This is a genomic window from Stenotrophomonas sp. 10N36 (assembly GCF_056395005.1).
The window spans coordinates 23,694-39,547 of the sequence record NZ_JBFTIS010000015.1; the positions used below are offsets into that span (position 1 = coordinate 23,694).

At 67.9% G+C, this 15,854-nt stretch carries 18 protein-coding genes; 6 read left to right on the plus strand and 12 right to left on the minus strand.

The window, feature by feature from the left end; genetic code table 11:
* Positions 1-142 precede the first annotated feature (142 nt).
* Complete coding sequence (locus tag AC1DCJ_RS14350; protein ID WP_478071248.1) at positions 143-601, plus strand: REP-associated tyrosine transposase; 459 nt, start codon at positions 143-145, stop codon at positions 599-601.
* A gap of 97 nt (positions 602-698) precedes the next feature.
* On the opposite strand, the gene AC1DCJ_RS14355 is transcribed toward AC1DCJ_RS14350, so the two are convergent.
* The 3 genes from AC1DCJ_RS14355 to AC1DCJ_RS14365 are packed head-to-tail and all read right to left on the minus strand — an operon-like array spanning position 699 to position 2,723.
* Positions 699-1,649, minus strand: a complete 951-nt coding sequence (locus AC1DCJ_RS14355) for an aspartate carbamoyltransferase catalytic subunit (RefSeq protein WP_478071249.1) — start codon at positions 1,647-1,649, stop codon at positions 699-701.
* A gap of 17 nt (positions 1,650-1,666) precedes the next feature.
* Positions 1,667-2,164 carry a Holliday junction resolvase RuvX gene (ruvX, locus tag AC1DCJ_RS14360; protein ID WP_478071250.1) on the minus strand — a complete coding sequence of 166 codons (498 nt, stop codon included), beginning with the start codon at positions 2,162-2,164 and terminating at the stop codon, positions 1,667-1,669.
* Positions 2,157-2,723, minus strand: a complete 567-nt coding sequence (locus AC1DCJ_RS14365; RefSeq protein ID WP_038689999.1) for a YqgE/AlgH family protein — start codon at positions 2,721-2,723, stop codon at positions 2,157-2,159. The genes ruvX and AC1DCJ_RS14365 overlap by 8 nt, the downstream gene beginning before the upstream one ends.
* A gap of 80 nt (positions 2,724-2,803) precedes the next feature.
* Here AC1DCJ_RS14365 and AC1DCJ_RS14370 point away from each other — a divergent pair, with 80 nt between their 5' ends.
* Positions 2,804-4,606, plus strand: coding sequence for a DUF4153 domain-containing protein (locus AC1DCJ_RS14370; RefSeq protein ID WP_478071251.1), 1,803 nt, complete (start codon positions 2,804-2,806; stop codon positions 4,604-4,606).
* Positions 4,603-5,151: a DNA-3-methyladenine glycosylase I gene (locus AC1DCJ_RS14375; RefSeq protein WP_478071252.1), complete on the plus strand. Its 549-nt coding sequence runs from the start codon at positions 4,603-4,605 to the stop codon at positions 5,149-5,151. The genes AC1DCJ_RS14370 and AC1DCJ_RS14375 overlap by 4 nt, the downstream gene beginning before the upstream one ends.
* A 50-nt stretch (positions 5,152-5,201) precedes the next feature.
* On the opposite strand, the gene AC1DCJ_RS14380 is transcribed toward AC1DCJ_RS14375, so the two are convergent.
* The 3 genes from AC1DCJ_RS14380 to AC1DCJ_RS14390 form a co-directional block, all read right to left on the minus strand.
* On the minus strand, positions 5,202-5,909 hold the full coding sequence (locus AC1DCJ_RS14380) for a YitT family protein (protein ID WP_038690005.1): 708 nt from the start codon (positions 5,907-5,909) through the stop codon (positions 5,202-5,204).
* A 68-nt stretch (positions 5,910-5,977) separates the two neighbouring features.
* Positions 5,978-6,679, minus strand: coding sequence for a hypothetical protein (locus AC1DCJ_RS14385; protein WP_478071253.1), 702 nt, complete (start codon positions 6,677-6,679; stop codon positions 5,978-5,980).
* 64 nt (positions 6,680-6,743) lie between these two features.
* On the minus strand, positions 6,744-6,962 hold the full coding sequence (locus AC1DCJ_RS14390; RefSeq protein WP_128096383.1) for a DUF4287 domain-containing protein: 219 nt from the start codon (positions 6,960-6,962) through the stop codon (positions 6,744-6,746).
* Between the two features lie 171 nt (positions 6,963-7,133).
* Between AC1DCJ_RS14390 and AC1DCJ_RS14395 the strand changes: the two genes are divergently transcribed.
* Positions 7,134-7,955 carry an alpha/beta fold hydrolase gene (locus AC1DCJ_RS14395; RefSeq protein WP_478071254.1) on the plus strand — a complete coding sequence of 274 codons (822 nt, stop codon included), beginning with the start codon at positions 7,134-7,136 and terminating at the stop codon, positions 7,953-7,955.
* Between the two features lie 392 nt (positions 7,956-8,347).
* Here AC1DCJ_RS14395 and AC1DCJ_RS14400 read toward each other — a convergent pair whose 3' ends face one another.
* The 5 genes from AC1DCJ_RS14400 to AC1DCJ_RS14420 form a co-directional block, all read right to left on the minus strand.
* A complete protein-coding gene (locus AC1DCJ_RS14400; protein ID WP_478071255.1) occupies positions 8,348-9,331 on the minus strand; it encodes an aldo/keto reductase in 984 nt (327 codons plus the stop codon).
* A 135-nt stretch (positions 9,332-9,466) separates the two neighbouring features.
* Complete coding sequence (locus tag AC1DCJ_RS14405) at positions 9,467-10,129, minus strand: PIN domain-containing protein (RefSeq protein WP_478071256.1); 663 nt, start codon at positions 10,127-10,129, stop codon at positions 9,467-9,469.
* A 7-nt stretch (positions 10,130-10,136) separates the two neighbouring features.
* Positions 10,137-10,715, minus strand: coding sequence for a hypothetical protein (locus tag AC1DCJ_RS14410; RefSeq protein WP_478071257.1), 579 nt, complete (start codon positions 10,713-10,715; stop codon positions 10,137-10,139).
* A 180-nt stretch (positions 10,716-10,895) separates the two neighbouring features.
* On the minus strand, positions 10,896-12,038 hold the full coding sequence (locus AC1DCJ_RS14415; protein ID WP_038690016.1) for a PilT/PilU family type 4a pilus ATPase: 1,143 nt from the start codon (positions 12,036-12,038) through the stop codon (positions 10,896-10,898).
* A 78-nt stretch (positions 12,039-12,116) separates the two neighbouring features.
* A complete protein-coding gene (locus AC1DCJ_RS14420; protein WP_070208322.1) occupies positions 12,117-13,154 on the minus strand; it encodes a type IV pilus twitching motility protein PilT in 1,038 nt (345 codons plus the stop codon).
* 86 nt (positions 13,155-13,240) lie between these two features.
* Between AC1DCJ_RS14420 and AC1DCJ_RS14425 the strand changes: the two genes are divergently transcribed.
* Both AC1DCJ_RS14425 and proC read left to right on the plus strand, forming a co-directional pair.
* A complete protein-coding gene (locus AC1DCJ_RS14425) occupies positions 13,241-13,921 on the plus strand; it encodes a YggS family pyridoxal phosphate-dependent enzyme (RefSeq protein ID WP_428710974.1) in 681 nt (226 codons plus the stop codon).
* Between the two features lie 31 nt (positions 13,922-13,952).
* The gene (proC, locus tag AC1DCJ_RS14430) at positions 13,953-14,774 is read left to right on the plus strand and encodes a pyrroline-5-carboxylate reductase (protein ID WP_463600487.1); all 822 of its coding nucleotides are present in this window, start codon (positions 13,953-13,955) and stop codon (positions 14,772-14,774) included.
* Between the two features lie 112 nt (positions 14,775-14,886).
* Here proC and AC1DCJ_RS14435 read toward each other — a convergent pair whose 3' ends face one another.
* Entirely contained in the window at positions 14,887-15,768 is an 882-nt protein-coding gene (locus AC1DCJ_RS14435) for a LysR substrate-binding domain-containing protein (protein ID WP_478071258.1), read from the minus strand.
* Positions 15,769-15,854 lie beyond the last annotated feature (86 nt).

A 15,854-nucleotide genomic window follows, 5' to 3' on the forward strand; every position in this document is an offset into this window, starting at 1 on the left:
CACACCGCGCGACGACCAACGGTCGCCGCCTACCCGATCCGCTTTGCCGGTAGGTACCGACCGTTGGTCGGTACCGTTCCCCGACCCCACATCAGGCTTTCCGCCGATGTCTGCCATCCGTGGGTGCAGGGACGATGGCGGCATGAACAGTCCGCGCCTCAGGCTGGGGCGATCCTCCATCGTCGGCCAGTCCTACACGCTCACCATGGTGTGCCTGCACCGTCGTCCCTGGTTCGCTGACCCGCACAACGCGGCCATCATGATGGAGCTGTTTCCCCAGCTCGACGAACAGGGTCTGTGTTGCTCACAGGCCTGGGTGGTCATGCCCGATCACATCCATTGGCTGGTGGAGCTGCGTGCACACACGCTGGCCTACATCGCCCAACGACTCAAATCACGCAGTGCGCTACTGTTGAACCGGCTGCATGGGCGAACCGGTCCGATGTGGCAATCGGGGTACCACGACCATGCGGTGCGTTCGGATGAATCCCTGCATCGGCACGCCATGTACATCCTCGGCAATCCGATTCGAGCGGGGCTGGCGGAACAGATCGGCCAATACCCCTACGCGGGCTGCCGATGGCCGATCACCGATGGGTAGGCACCCACCGTTGGTGGGTGCGCAGGGAAACACCGCCACCGTTGATGGCGTATCGACCAACGGTCGATACCCACCCTCACGCGGCACAGTCCGCGCCTCACCCCAGCAACGTCTCCAACACCGCCATGCGCACGGCGACGCCGTTGGCGACCTGGCGCAGTACCCACGACTGCGGGCCATCGGCCACTTCGTCGGTGACTTCCACGCCGCGGTTGATCGGGCCCGGGTGCAGCACGGCGGCATCGGTGCCGGCGCGCTTGAGGCGCGCGGCATCCAGGCCGTACTGCGCGTGGTACTGCTCGATCGACGGCACCAGGCCCTCTTCCATGCGCTCACGCTGCAGGCGCAGCATCATCAGCGCATCCACGCCTTCCAGCATGGCGTCGAAATCCTGGCCAACGATGCAGCCCTTCAGGGTGTCATCGTCCGGCAGCAGCGACTGCGGGCCGCACACGCGGATTTCGCCCACGCCGAGCGTACGCAGCGCGTGCAGGTCGGTGCGGGCCACGCGCGAATGCTTCACGTCGCCGACGATCACCACCTTCATCTTGGAAAAATCGCTGCCCTTGGCCTGGCGCAGGGTCAGCATGTCCAGCAGGCCCTGGGTCGGGTGCGAGCTGCGACCGTCACCGGCATTGACCAGCGCGGTGCCCTCGCCTGCGGCCGCCGCCAGGGCCGCCACGGCGCCGTCGTCGGGGTGGCGCACCACGAAGCCGCGCACGCCCATCGCTTCCAGGTTCTTCAGCGTGTCGCAGGCGGTTTCGCCCTTGCGCGTGGACGAGGTGGACGCGTCGAAATTCAGCACGTCCGCGCCCAGCCGCTGCGCGGCCAGCTGGAACGAGCTGCGCGTGCGCGTGGAGGGTTCGAAGAACAGCGTGCATACCGCCGCGCCGCCCAGCACGTGGCGCTTGTTGCCCACCCGGCCCACTGCCGCGTCGCGGATCTGGCCGGCACGGTCGAGCAGCTGCAACAGGGTTTGACGGGGCAGACCTTCCAGGGTCAGCAGGTGGCGCAGGCGTCCATCGGAATCAAGTTGCGAAGCGGTCATGGGCGGGAGTCTGTGAGTCAGGAAACGGGGGTGGCATCGTCCGGGCACGACAACCAGCGCTCGATGATGACCGCGGCGGCCACGGCATCGAGGGTGGCGGCATCGCGGCGACGCTTGCGGCCTTCGGCACGTTCGACGGCAAACCGGCGGGCCGCTTCGACCGAGCTGGAGCGCTCGTCGACCAACACCACCGGCAGCTTGAAACGCTCCCGCAGCTGGCGGGCGAAGCCCTGCGCACGCTTGCGGTTGGGCTGGTCCTGGCCGTCCAGGGTGAGCGGGTCGCCCACCACCAGGCCGTCAGGCCGCCATTCTTTGATAAGTCGCTCTACCGCCGGCCAGTCCGGCCCGTTGCCGTGCACATCCACCACCGCGATCGCGCGGGCGTGGGTGCCGAACGAACTGCCGATGGCCACGCCGATGCGGCGCGAGCCGACGTCGAAGCCCAGCACGGTGCCATCGCGGCGGATGGTGCCGGGGGCGGCTGCAGCGGTCGGCGGTGGGGTGGGTTCAGACATGGCCGCTGTAATCGGTCAGCAGGAACAGGTCGACGCCAATGCGCGAGGCGGCGCCCTGCCAGCGCTGTTCGAACGGCGTGCTGAACAGCAGTTCGGTATCGGCCGGCACGGTCAGCCAGCTGTTTTCACCCAGCTCGCTTTCCAGCTGCCCTTCGCTCCAGCCGGCACAGCCAAGGGTGACCAGCGCGTTGCGTGGGCCTTCGCCGCGGGCCATCGCTTCGAGGATGTCGCGCGAGGTGGTCAGGTACACGCCCTCGCCCACGGCCAGGCTGGAATCCCAGCTGCGCGCATCGTCATGGATGACAAAGCCGCGCTCGGGATGCACCGGGCCGCCGTTGAGCACGATCTGGCCACGCAGGTCAGGGCTGTCGGTGGTGATTTCCATCTGCGCCAGCACGTCGCCCAGGGTGTACTCGGACGGCTGGTTGACCAGCACGCCCATGGCACCGTTGTCGTCGTGCTGACAGATCAGCGCCACGCTGCGCGCGAAGGTGGGATCGGTCAGCGACGGCAGCGCGACCAACAGGTGATGGGCGAGGGAGGTGGAGAGCTCGGACATGGGCCCATTCTACCCGCTGGGCCCGGGACACGGGCGTGAGCGCTGCTAGGATGCAGGCCTTCCAGGAAGGACCCCACCGCATGACTGCCAGCCCTGCACTCCCCACCGCCTCGCGCAGCGCCATCGTGCTGATCGCGTTGCTGCAGGGGTTGATGCTGTACGCCGCACAGGAAGCCGCCGACAGCTGGCCCTTCCACGCTCTCGGCAACCGCGTGTGCTGGTATGCCTGGGTGCTGAGCGTGCCCACCGCCGTCGCACTGACGCTGGTGCAGCTGCGTGATCGCCGCCTGTGGCTGCATGCCGGGCTGGCCTCGGTGCTGGTGCTGGCCTTGGCCAGCGGCATCGGCTGGACGCTCGGTGGCGGGGCCAAAGGCCTGGAGCAGAGTGGCGTGCTCTGGCCGTTCTCGATCAGCATGGCCATTGCGGTGTTCGTCAGTCTGCCGTGGTGGCAGTTCCGCCTGCAGCACGGCCACTGGCGCGCGTCCTACGCCGCCCTGTTCGAACACGCCTGGCAGAACGGGTTGACGCTGGCACTGGCGGTGGCCTTCACCGGCCTGACCTGGCTGCTGCTGTGGCTGTGGGCAGCGCTGTTCCAGCTGGTGGATATCGGCTTCTTCCGCACCCTGTTCCGCGAAGATGCCTTCATCGCGCTGGCCACCGGCACGCTGTTCGGCTTTGGCGTGCTGATCGGGCGAACCCAGCACCGCGCCATCCAGACGGTGCGTTCGGTGCTGTTCGCGGTGGGCCGTGGGCTGTTGCCGCTGTTGGCCTTCATTGCGCTGCTGTTCGTGCTCAGCCTGCCATTCACCGGGCTCGAGCCGCTGTGGCGCACCCGCTCGGCGGCCAGCCTGCTGATCACCCTGTCGCTGCTGCTGGTGGCGTTCGTCAACGCGGTCTACCAGCACGACAGCGAGCAGCCGCCCTACCCGGCCTGGCTGCGCCGCTTGATCGAGGCCGCCCTGCTGGCGCTGCCGGTGTACGCAGCCGTGGCGCTGTACGCGATGGGGCTGCGCATCGCCCAGTACGGGTGGACCCCGGAACGCTTCTGGGGCGCGCTGGTGGCGGTGCTGGTATGCGGCTACGCGTTGGGCTATGCGCTGGCGGTGCTGCGCCCGGGCGCGCGCTGGTTGCAGCGGCTTGAACCGGTGAACCGCTGGATGTGCTGGGCGGTGCTGGGCAGCGCGGTGCTGGCCAACTCGCCGCTGCTCGACCCGCTGCGGATCAGTGCCGGCAGCCAGCTGGCGCGCGTGCAGGCCGGTGCACCGGCGATCGACGCCGAGCAGGCCATTACCCTGCGCTTCGCCTACGGCCGCCACGGCGTGGAGGCGCTCAAGACGCTGCAGCGCGACCCGCGTTTCAGCCAGGATGCCCGCGCCGCCGGCGTGATCGCCTCCGCGCTGGCCCGCGACACGCGGTGGGGCCGGGACAACCAACTGGGCGACATCGACGATGGCATTGCCGACCTGCCCGCTCTGCAGCGCCAGCTGACCCTCGCCAAGGGCCTGCCCACCCCGGACCCGGACTGGTGGCAGGCCGTGCTGGCGCGCACGCTGGCCACCAGCGACTGCCTGGACGCGGGCCAGGACTGCGTGGTGCTGCGCCGCGACCTGGACAGCGACGGCGTGGACGAGGTGCTGCTGTGCAACCTGTCGCCGCATCGTCGCGCCTACTGCCGGGTGCATGCCCGTGACGCAGGCCGGTGGCAGGACGTCGGCATGGTGTCCTTCCCGGAAGGCGACGGCACCGGCGGGGTCGCCCGTGGCAACACCGCGTTGCGCGACGGCCAGCTGCACCTGCAGGCACCGCGCTGGCCCCGTCTGTCCATCGACGGCGGGCCGGCCCAGACCATCGACGAAACCGCCTACAAGGAATCACGCCCATGAGCGGCTACTGCCTCATCGCCCCCGGCCACCCGGTCCACGGCCATTACCACGACCACGAATACGGCTTCCCGCAGCGCGACGAGCGCGAGCTGTTCGAACGGCTGCTGCTGGAAATCAACCAGGCCGGCCTGAGTTGGGAAACCATCCTGAAGAAGCGCGAGGGCTTCCGCGCGGCCTACTCCGGCTTCGACGTGGATACCGTGGCCGCTTACGGCGAGCGCGACATCGAGCGCCTGCTCAACGATGCCGGCATCATCCGCAACCGGCTCAAGGTGCATGCAGCGGTGCACAACGCGCAGGTGATCCAGCAGCTGCGCGCCAGTCACGGCAGTTTCGCGGCGTGGCTGGACGCGCACCACCCGCAGGACAAGGCGGCGTGGGTGAAGCTGTTCAAGAAGACGTTCCGCTTCACCGGCGGCGAGATCACCGGCGAGTTCCTGATGAGCCTGGGCTACCTGCCCGGCGCGCACAGCCCGGACTGCCCGGTGTACGCGCGCCTGCAACGCCTGCGTGCCGACCCACGGTCGGCACCGACCGGCAGGTAGGCGGCCACCGTTGGTGGTCGCGTGCTTTCGTACCCACCAACGGTGGGTACCTACACCCCCATGTAACGGCCCGGGCGGTGGTTGAACATCAGCACCAGGCTGAGCACCACCGCACCGATCGCCGAATACATCACCTGCGACGGGGACAGCACGAAGAACGCCACGCACATCAGCAGCGTATCGAAGGACATCTGCACCTTGCCGGCGCTCCAGCCGCGGGTGCGCTGCAGGTACACCGCCAGGATGCCGATGCCGCCCAGGCTGGCGCGGTGGCGGATGTAGAACAGGATGCCGAGGCCGGCCAGCGCGCCGCCCACCAGGGCCGAATACAGCGGGGCGATATGCGCGAAATCGGCCCAGCGCGGCAGCAGGTCGGTGAGCGCGCCGCACGCGGTGACCGCCGCGAACGTCTTCAGGGTGAACTCCCAGCCCATCCGCCGCACGGCCACCCAGTAGAACGGCAGGTTGACCAGCACGAACACCAGGCCGAAGTTCCAGTCGAAGGCGTAGTGCGCCAGGAAGGCCAGCCCGGCCATGCCGCCGATCATCAGCCCGCCCTTGGCGAAGATGGCCAGGCCCAGCGAGGCCACCAGCGTGGCCAGGATCATGCCCTGCACGTCCTCGGCCACCGAATGGCGCAGCGCTTTTTCATCGGCGACGGTGCCGGCACTGTCCGGCGGCGGGGTCAGCGGGCCAGCGGTGACCAGGTGGCCGTCAGCGTCGTCGCACGGCGCGGGGCCATGGGAATCAAGGGACATGGGGGTGGGGGCTGTGCGTGGGGAGCGGTATTAGACACGATCAGCGTGACAGTTGCAGGTGAAATGATTCAGACAGCCATCCAGCTGCTGCCCGGGCCTGCGGCGCTCGGCGGCTCCAGCGTGAAAACCGCCTGGCCCAGGCGCTGGCGCACCACGAACACGCCCTGCTCCCACGCCGAGCGCTTGAACCAGTCGCGCTGGTCCAGCGCGGCCGGGCTGCGCATCGGGTGGCAGGCGATGAGCGCCCCGCCACGGTCCAGCACGCGTGCCTGCCAACGCTCGCCGAACCCGGCCCCCAGGCCGCGGTAGACCCGGACCCAACCGGCCCGGCCGGGCAGCGCCCGCCCCAGCCGTGCCACCTCATCCTCGCGCTGGAAGCCCTGTTCGCGCACCGCAGCGGCAGCCGCCCGCCACGGGCCGGGATCGGCCCCCACGCGGTCGATCAGCGCCAGCCCGTGCTGTTCGATCAGCGCCAGTACCGCGCGCTCGCGGGTTGCGGGGTCGCTGCCGGCGTAGGCAGCGAAATCGAACGGGTCCACGCACACCACGCTGGCCCCGGGGAAAGGCTGGTAGCGTGGTTCATCGCCGGGCGGACCGCATTGCAGAGTCAGCAGGCTGGCGCCATCGAGTACGTAGTCGCGCGGCAACGCGGCCATGAAGAGCGCGGCGACATGGTAGGCGTCCGCGCTGAAGGCAACGCCCTCCAGCACGCGCCCGGCGCGGGTGACGTCGGGGCTGGAGTTCACGCGTAGTTCGGTGAAGCGGGGCATCGCGGCGTGACTCCTGTCGGCGGCAAGGCCGCACAGCATGCCACTGTCGCGCGGGCCGCTGCGCTCAACCGGCCCGTGCAGCGGCCAGGTGATGGGCCACCAGCGCGTTGGCGTGGCCATGGCCCAGCCCATGCTCGGCTTTCAGGAAGGCCACCAGCTCCATGTGCTTGAGCCCGCCCTGCGCCACCAGCAGCGCCAGCCAGTGCCCGACCGGCTGGCCGTAGGTCTTTTCGATGGACGGGAAGTACGACGCCGGGCCTTTCAGGGTGGGGGTATCGCTCATGGCGGATGCCTCGCAGGGGTGGCGCGCCGCCGGGATGGCGGGGCTCGCTGTGTATGACGTGGCGGGGGGCGCGAAATCGACACGGGCTTTCATGCCCGCTGAACACCCCGCTGCCGCAGCATGCCAGGGCACCTCCGCACCCTCCCCTCGTCCTTTGCAGGAGTCCGCGTCATGCCCCACCTGACCACCGCCGACAACACCCGGATCTTCTACAAGGACTGGGGCCAGGGCCAGCCCATCGTGTTCCACCACGGCTGGCCGCTCACTGCCGATGACTGGGACACCCAGCTGCAGTTCTTCCTGCTGCAGGGCTACCGGGTCATCGCGCACGACCGCCGCGGCCATGGCCGGTCCTCGCAGACCAGTGGCGGCCACGAGATGGATACCTACGTGGCCGACGTCAACGCGCTGGCCGACCACCTGGACCTGCGCGATGCGGTGCACGTGGGGCATTCCACCGGTGGCGGCGAAGTGGCGCACTACGTGGCCCAGGCGAAACCTGGCCGGGTGGCCAAGGCGGTGTTGATCGGCGCGGTGCCGCCGATCATGGTGCAGAGCGAGCGCAATCCGGGCGGAACGCCGAAGGCGGTGTTCGACGGTTTCCGCCAGCAGCTGGCTGCAGGCCGCGCCACCTTCTACCGCGAGGTGCCCATTCCGTTTTACGGGTTCAACCGCGACGGTGCGCCGGTCCAGCAGGGGGTGGTCGACAACTGGTGGCGCCAGGGCATGATGGGCGCGATCAACGCGCACTACGACTGCATCAAGGCGTTCTCGGAAACCGACTTCACCGAGGATCTGAAGAAGATCGATGTGCCGGTGCTGGTGATGCATGGCGATGACGACCAGATCGTGCCCATCGCCGATTCTGCCGAGCTTGCGATCAAACTGCTCAGGCATGGCACGTTGAAGGTCTACCCGGGGTATCCGCATGGGATGTGCACCACGCATGCCGAGGTGATCAACGGGGATCTTCTGGCGTTTATTCGGGGGTGAGGGGCGTACCGACCAACGGTCGGTACCTACCCGGAGGGTTGGATGATTGGGGTGCCGACCAACGGTCGGTACCTACCGGGGGTGGTTGGGTGATCGGGGTACCGACCAACGGTCGGTACCTACCCCGGGTGGTTGGGTGATCGGGGTACCGACCAACGGTCGGTACCTACCCGGGGTGGTTGGGTGATCGGAGTACCGACCAACGGTCGGTACCTACCCGGGGTGGTTGGGTGATCGGGGTGCCGACCAACGGTCGGTACCTACCGGGGGTGGTTGGGTGATCGGGGTGCCGACCAACGATTGGTACCCACCCCGGGGTGGCGGGGTGATCGGCGTGCCGATCACCGGGCCGGTAGCGCACGACCGTTGGTCGTGCGTGCGCCTTGCAGGTATCAGCGCGCGACCAGCTTCTGTCGCGCGGCGTTGTAGCGGTCGCCGACGATGGCGATGCTGTCCAGCGCCACGCCGATCTGCTGCAGATCGTCGGTGCTGAGCTGCAGCGCGACGGCGCCGAGGTTTTCCTGCAGGCGGTGCAGTTTGGTGGTGCCCGGAATCGGCACGATCCACGGCTTGCGCGCCAGCAGCCAGGCCAGCGCAACCTGTGCAGGCGTTGCGCCCTTGGCGGCGGCAATCGCACTGATCCGATCCACCAGCACCTGGTTGGCCTGCCGCGCGTCGGCGGCGAAGCGCGGCACGCTGTTGCGGAAGTCGTCGTCGGCGAACGCGGTGTCGGCGTTGATCGCGCCGGTCAGGAAGCCCTTGCCAAGCGGACTGAACGGCACAAAGCCAATGCCCAGTTCCTCCAGCACCGGCAGCACGCTCTGCTCCGGTTCGCGCCACCACAGCGAATACTCACTCTGCAGGGCGGCCACCGGCTGCACCGCGTGCGCGCGGCGAATGGTGTCGGCACCGGCCTCGGACAGCCCGAAGTGCTTCACCTTGCCTTCGGCGATCAGGTCCTTGACCGTGCCGGCCACGTCTTCGATCGGCACGTTCGGGTCCACCCGGTGCTGGTAAAACAGGTCGATGCGGTCGGTCTGCAGCCGCTGCAGGCTGGCCTCGGCTACCGCACGGATGCGTTCGGGGCGGCTGTCCAGCCCGGCGTCGGCGTGGCCGTCCTTGAACCCGAATTTGGTGGCGATCACCACCTGGTCGCGATGCGGCGCCAATGCCTGGCCGAGCAGTTCCTCGTTGCGGAACGGACCGTACACCTCGGCAGTATCGAAGAAGGTCACACCCTGCGCCACGGCCGCGTGCAGCAGGGCGGTGGCGGTGCGGGTGTCGGTGGCCGGACCGTAGCCGAAGCTCAGGCCCATGCACCCCAGGCCAAGCGCGGAAACGCGCAGGCCGCTGTTGCCCAGTTCTCGTGTCTGCATGGTGGTGCTCCTGCCGTCGGGAACGGCATCGGTGGGGGATGCCCATCTTGAACCGCCCGAGGGCAGGAAGAGAACCGGGGTGATCGCTGGTGGTAATGAAACTGGCTCATCAATCCAGCGCTATACGTAGACCCTTCATGCCGGCAGTGCGTACGTCACCTTGCTCCCTTGGATCCTGACCCAGCCCCGCTGCTGCAGCTGCTGGACCAGACGCTCACGCTCAGCGACCGGCATTGCCCCCTGGTAAATCGCGCCGATTGCATTGAGAAGTGTCTTCGGCGAAGCCGGGCGTTTGGAGCCCTGCTTCCGAAGCGCTTCTACCACGCGTTTGATCGGTGCGACGGCCACGGCAGGCCCGCCGGTCTGTGCAGCCGCGCCGTTCTGCACCACGGCGGCAGCCTTCGCAGCTTTCTGCTCGGCAGCGCGCAGCATTGGCAGACTTTCCACCGACGGCGAGCGCGTCACCCGTAAGCCGCGTGCGCGCAGATGGTGTACCAGCGGGTCGAACCCGGTGTCCTTGGAAACGATGTGGAAATGGTCTTCCGGGCCCTTGCTGGACAGCTCGCCGATGTAGAAGGCGATATGGAAATCCAGCGCGTTGGAGCCGGCGCCGCTGCACCGCACATAACGCGCGTCAGGACCCAGTGCCTGCAGCGCTTCGGCCACCTCGATGCTGACTTTTGCCTGCGCAACCCCGACGAACACCAGCACCCTGAACGAGGCCCCGCGCAGCGCAGCCAGTGTTTTGGGTTGCACGTTCTCATAGTCGATCAGGACGTGGTTGAGCACTGCCTCCATGCCTGTCTCAGCGCTCCGTATCCGGAAGTGACAGCCCGAACAGCCCCAACAGCAGGAACCCCGCCCCGAACAGCAGCAACAGGATGTGCCACACCCCGAAGCGGTCCATGCGCTGCATGTCCACGCCTTCCTCGCGGTGGTAGCGCCGCAGCAGGCTATTGATCGGCAGGAGGGGCACGAAGGTCAACAACGACACCAGCCCCATGCCGCCCGGCAGGCGTCCGCCCAGGTTGAGCAGGAAGTACACCGCCGCCAGCAGGCCCGGCGCGAAGGCCAGTTCGCGGCGGCGGCTGACCGCGATATCACGCAGGTCGCTGAAACACAGGAACGACCACAGCGGGGCGAACAGGGCGCGCGCCCAGGGCCACTGGGTGCCGCCGGTTTCACGCTTGATCGCCCGCCAGTTCTGCCAGAACCAGTACAGCGGGTACAGCCCGAGCGTCACCAGCGACAGCGAGGCCAGTTTCAGCGTGGGCGGTGAGTAGTACGCGGCAGCGACGACATCGCGCGTGGCGATGCGGGGTGCCGGGGTAAACGGTGGTGCTGCGACCGGCAGTGTTGCCGGCGCACGGTAAGGATCGTCCACTTCCATATGCGGATCACCTGCAATGCATCTACCGGCGAGGTGCCGGCGCCCCCTGTATCCCGGGAATCCGGGACGGCGCGACTATCGCAGAGCGCCGGGGGTTTTTCCAGATCCCCCCGCCGCCCGGCGCGCCACGGCTGCCGGGGACACGGGCGCGCGGCCTGCGCGCGCCCCGCAGGCTCAACGGACCTCGGAGATCTCCACTCCGTCCAGGCCCTGCGACAGCGTGCGCGCATCGCCGCCCTGCGACAGCTTGATGCGCAGGCGCACTTCGTTCTGCGAATCGGCGTAGCGCAGCGCGTCTTCGTAGCTGATCTCACCGGCCTGGTACAGCTCGAACAGGCTCTGGTCGAAGGTGCGCATGCCCAGCTGCACCGACTCCTTCATCACTTCCTTGAGCTTGTGGATCTCGCCATCGCGGATGTAGTCCTGAACCAGCGGCGTGCCCAGCATGATCTCCATCGCCACCTTGCGCGACTTGCCATCCGGCGAGGGAATCAGCTGCTGGGCCACCACGCCCTTGAGGTTCAGCGACAGATCCATCAGCAACTGGTTGCGGCGGTCTTCCGGGAAGAAGTTGATGATGCGGTCCATCGCCTGGTTGGCGTTGTTGGCGTGCAGCGTGCACAGCACCAGGTGGCCGGTTTCGGCGAAGGCGATGGCGTGGTCCATGCCTTCGCGGGTACGCACCTCGCCGATCATGATCACGTCAGGTGCCTGGCGCAGGGTGTTCTTCAGCGCCGCTTCCCAGCTGTCGGTATCGATGCCCACTTCGCGCTGGGTGATGATGCAGCCCTCGTGCTTGTGCACGAATTCGATCGGGTCTTCGATGGTGATGATGTGCCCGGTCGAGTTGTGGTTGCGGTAGCCGATCATCGCCGCCAGCGAGGTCGATTTACCGGTACCGGTAGCGCCCACGAACAGGATGATGCCGCGCTTGGTCATCGCCAGCGTCTTGATGATCGGCGGCAGGCTCAGCTCTTCCACGGTGGGAATGCGCGTCTCGATGCGACGCAGCACCATGCCCACCTGGTTGCGCTGGTAGAAGCAGCTCACGCGGAACCGGCCGACGCCGGACAGGCCGATGGCGAAGTTGCACTCGTGGGTCTTTTCGAACTCTTCGCGCTGCGCCGGCGTCATCACGTTGAGCACCAGGTCGCGGCTCTGCTGCGGTGTCAGCGGGGTCTGGGTGATCGGCGAGATCTTGCCGTTGACCTTGATCGCCGGCGGCATGCCCGCGGTGATGAACAGGTCCGACGCCTTCTGGTGCGCCATCAGCTTGAGGAACGAGGTGAAGTCGATGGTCGTGGTGGTGGTGTTCATTGCGGTGTGCTCCGAAGATTGCCGGGAGCCGGCCAGCGGCCGGCGGTGCAGGAAGCCGGGCAGCGCCCGGCTCTACCATCATTCGAAGATGCGCTTGTCCTTGGCGTATTCCTTGGCCTGGTTGCGGGTGATCAGGCTGCGCTTGACCAGGTCCTGCAGGTGCTGGTCCAGGGTCATCATGCCCATCTGCTGGCCGGTCTGGATGGCCGAGTACATCTGCGCCACCTTGTCCTCGCGGATCAGGTTGCGGATGGCCGGGGTGCCGACCATGATTTCCCATGCAGCGGTACGCCCGCCACCGACCTTCTTCAACAGGGCCTGGGAGATCACCGCGCGCAGCGACTCGGACAGCATCGAGCGCACCATCGGCTTCTCGCCGGCGGGGAACACGTCGATGATGCGGTCGATGGTCTTGGCCGCCGAACTGGTATGCAGCGTGCCGAACACCAGATGGCCGGTTTCCGCGGCGGTCAGCGCCAGACGGATGGTTTCCAGGTCGCGCAATTCGCCGACCAGGATGATGTCCGGGTCTTCACGCAGGGCCGAGCGCAGCGCTTCGTTGAAGCCGTGCGTATCACGGTGCACTTCGCGCTGGTTGATCAGGCACTTCTGCGAGGTGTGGACGAATTCGATCGGATCCTCGACGGTGAGGATGTGGCCGTATTCGTTCTTGTTGATGTGGTCGATCATCGCCGCCAGCGTGGTCGACTTGCCCGAACCGGTCGGGCCGGTGACCAGGATCAGGCCCTGCGGCTGGTCGATCAGTTCGCGGAAGATCGGCGGCACGGCCAGGTCTTCCAGCGTCAACACTTCCGAGGGAATGGTACGGAATACCGCACCGGCACCCCGGTTCTGGTTGAACGCATTGACGCGGAAACGCGCCAGCGACGGAATCTCGAACGAGAAGTCGACCTCGAGGAATTCCTCGTAATCGCGGCGCTGCTTGTCCGACATGATGTCGTACACAAGCGCATGCACCTGCTTGTGGTCCAAGGCCGGAATGTTGATGCGACGGACATCGCCGTCCACGCGGATCATCGGCGGCAAGCCGGCCGACAGATGAAGATCCGACGCTTTGTTCTTTACGGAAAACGCCAACAGTTCGGCGATATCCATGCGCTGCTACTCCCCATGACTGCTGCGACTGGAAGGTTCTTTCCCCGGGCGGCAGTATAGCGTTCCTGATCTACCGGAAAACGCCCGTGTCCGCGCTGCCCCTGTCCACGATATTGCTGAACCTGCACAACGCGGCTGCCGCCGCCGGGCGGCCAGACCCCGTGCTGCTGGCGGTCTCCAAGACCCAGCCGGCCGAGGCGGTGGCGGCACTGGCCGCCCAGGGCCAACGTGCGTTCGGCGAAAACTACGTGCAGGAGGCCGTGGCCAAGATCGACGCACTGGCGGCGCTCGGGCTGGAATGGCACCTGATCGGCCACCTGCAGTCCAACAAGGCCGAGCTGGCCGCGCAGCACTTCGACTGGGTGCAGAGCGTGGACCGGCCCAAGCTGGTAGCGGCGTTGGCCGCACACCGGCCGGCGGCGCTGGCCCCGTTGAACGTGCTCATCCAGGTCAACATCGACGACGAGGACAGCAAGCATGGCTGCGCCCCCGAGGACGTGCCTGCGCTGGCAGCGGCCATCGACGCCGCGCCGCGCCTGCAGCTGCGCGGGCTGATGGCCATTCCCGCCCCGTGGCCCGAGGCCGAGCGCCGCCAGCAGGCGTTCGCGCGTATGCGCGCCCTGTTGGACACACTGGCTGCGGCGCATCCACAGGTGGACACGCTGTCGATGGGCATGAGCAGCGACTACCCCGAGGCCATTGCCCAAGGCGCCACCCTGGTGCGGATCGGCACCGCCCTGTTCGGCGCGCGCCCGCGCCCGGCCTGACTCCCTTTCACACGCATCACCCGGAGATTGCATGAGCGCCATCACACTTACCTTCATCGGCGGCGGCAACATGGCCCGCAGCCTGATCGCCGGGCTGGTCCGCCAGGGCGTTGCGCCCGCGCATATTCACGTGGCCGAGCCGGTGACCGCGCTGCGCGAACAGCTGACCGCCGACTTCGGCGTGAAGACCTACGCCAGCGCCACCGAAGCGGCCGCCCAGGGCGAGGTATGGGTGCTGGCGGTGAAACCGCAGGTGCTGCGCGATGTATGCGCGTCGCTCGTGCCGCTGGCCGGTGCCCGGCAACCGCTGGTGGTGTCCATCGCCGCCGGCATCACCAGCGCGCAGCTGGAACGCTGGCTGGGCGGCAGCGCGGCGGTGGTGCGGGCGATGCCCAACACCCCTGCCCTGCTCGGCGCGGGGGTGACCGGGTTGTATGCCACCGCCACGGTGAGCGATGCCCAGCGGACCCAGGCCGATACCGTGCTGGCCAGCGCCGGGCGCACCGTGTGGATCGACGACGAAGCCCGCATGGACGCGGTGACCGCGGTGTCCGGCAGTGGCCCGGCGTATGTATTCCTGCTGGCCGAAGCGATGGAAGCCGCCGCGGTAGCCCAGGGCCTGCCGGCCGAGGCGGCACGCACGCTGGTGGTGCAGACCCTGCTGGGTGCCAGCCGCATGCTCGACGAATCCGGCGACGCCCCGGCCGAACTGCGCCGCCGGGTGACCTCGCCCAACGGCACCACCCAGGCGGCGATCGAATCCTTCCAGGCCGACGGTTTCGAGGCCATCGTCGCGCGCGCGATCGACGCGGCGACCCGGCGCGGCCAGGCGCTGTCGGCCGCGAACGACTAAGCCACCGGCGGCCGGTTGAGCAGGATGCCCCGCCCCTCTCCAGGTCGGTAGAGCCACCCCACGGGTGGCTGACGGAAACCGTGATCGCACGACAGCCACCCACGGGGTGGCTCTACCGGGTCATCCGGTCCAGCAGGAAATCCACGAAGCTGGACAACTTCGGCCGCGGGCGGCGATCCGGCAGGTACACCAGGTGCAGCGGGCGCGGTTCGGGCAGGTAGTCGGCCAGCACCGGCTGCAGGCGTCCGCTGGCGATGTCATCGGCCAGCAGCACCGCCGGCTGCAGGATCAGCCCGGCCCCGGCCAACGCGGCACGACGCAGGCCATCACCGTCGTTGCACAGCAGCCGCGAATGCTCCGACCAGTCCTGCTCGGGATGCCCGCGCAGGCGCCAGCCATGGCCCCCGCGCCAGGCCACATGGGTCAGGCAATCGTGATCGCGCAGCTCGCCGGGATGCCGCGGAATGCCCTTTCGCTGCAGGTAGGCCGGCGCAGCGCAGATCTGCATCGCGTACGGCGGCAGCGGCCGCGCCACCCATTCGGCCGAGCCGATCCGCCCCATCCGTACCACCGCGTCGAACTGCTCCTCGATCAGGTCCACCCGGCGGTTGCTCAGGTCCAGCTCCACCGTTACCTGCGGGTAAGCAGCCAGGTACTGCGCCACCAGCGGGGCCAGCACGCAGCTGCCCCAGGTGACCGGCGCACTGATCCGCAGCAGCCCCTGGGGCTGGGCCTGCAGGCCGGCCACGCTGGCGTTTGCCTGCTGCACCTGTTCCAGCACACTGCGGCAGCCGGCCAGGTAGTTGCGCCCGGCATCGGTGAGGCTCTGCCGGCGCGTGTTCCGCTGCAGCAGGCGCACGCCCAGGTGCGTTTCCAGCTGCTGGATGTACTTGCCGACCATCACCGACGACACCGCCAAGTGCTCGGCGGCGGCATTGAAGCTGCCGTGTTCGACCACGGCCACGAAGGCCTGCATGCAGCGCAAGGTATCCATTGGTAACCACTGGTTTGCAATCTGCAAAGCATACGCCGGTTACCGAACCGCCGCCGCGGGCGCAGACTGGCTGCACGTCCTTTCTG

Excerpts from the sequence above, each read along its gene's own strand:
- AC1DCJ_RS14420 (WP_070208322.1), bottom strand. The coding sequence starts at position 13,154 with ATGGATATCGCCGAACTGTTGGCGTTTTCCGTAAAGAACAAAGCGTCG.
- AC1DCJ_RS14385 (WP_478071253.1), bottom strand. The coding sequence starts at position 6,679 with ATGCCCCGCTTCACCGAACTACGCGTGAACTCCAGCCCCGACGTCACC.
- proC (WP_463600487.1), top strand. The coding sequence starts at position 13,953 with ATGAGCGCCATCACACTTACCTTCATCGGCGGCGGCAACATGGCCCGC.
- AC1DCJ_RS14405 (WP_478071256.1), bottom strand. The coding sequence starts at position 10,129 with ATGGAGGCAGTGCTCAACCACGTCCTGATCGACTATGAGAACGTGCAA.
- AC1DCJ_RS14390 (WP_128096383.1), bottom strand. The coding sequence starts at position 6,962 with ATGAGCGATACCCCCACCCTGAAAGGCCCGGCGTCGTACTTCCCGTCC.
- ruvX (WP_478071250.1), bottom strand. The coding sequence starts at position 2,164 with ATGTCTGAACCCACCCCACCGCCGACCGCTGCAGCCGCCCCCGGCACC.
- AC1DCJ_RS14415 (WP_038690016.1), bottom strand. The coding sequence starts at position 12,038 with ATGAACACCACCACCACGACCATCGACTTCACCTCGTTCCTCAAGCTG.
- AC1DCJ_RS14375 (WP_478071252.1), top strand. The coding sequence starts at position 4,603 with ATGAGCGGCTACTGCCTCATCGCCCCCGGCCACCCGGTCCACGGCCAT.
- AC1DCJ_RS14370 (WP_478071251.1), top strand. The coding sequence starts at position 2,804 with ATGACTGCCAGCCCTGCACTCCCCACCGCCTCGCGCAGCGCCATCGTG.
- AC1DCJ_RS14380 (WP_038690005.1), bottom strand. The coding sequence starts at position 5,909 with ATGTCCCTTGATTCCCATGGCCCCGCGCCGTGCGACGACGCTGACGGC.
- AC1DCJ_RS14395 (WP_478071254.1), top strand. The coding sequence starts at position 7,134 with ATGCCCCACCTGACCACCGCCGACAACACCCGGATCTTCTACAAGGAC.
- AC1DCJ_RS14355 (WP_478071249.1), bottom strand. The coding sequence starts at position 1,649 with ATGACCGCTTCGCAACTTGATTCCGATGGACGCCTGCGCCACCTGCTG.
- AC1DCJ_RS14400 (WP_478071255.1), bottom strand. The coding sequence starts at position 9,331 with ATGCAGACACGAGAACTGGGCAACAGCGGCCTGCGCGTTTCCGCGCTT.
- AC1DCJ_RS14350 (WP_478071248.1), top strand. The coding sequence starts at position 143 with ATGAACAGTCCGCGCCTCAGGCTGGGGCGATCCTCCATCGTCGGCCAG.
- AC1DCJ_RS14365 (WP_038689999.1), bottom strand. The coding sequence starts at position 2,723 with ATGTCCGAGCTCTCCACCTCCCTCGCCCATCACCTGTTGGTCGCGCTG.
- AC1DCJ_RS14435 (WP_478071258.1), bottom strand. The coding sequence starts at position 15,768 with ATGGATACCTTGCGCTGCATGCAGGCCTTCGTGGCCGTGGTCGAACAC.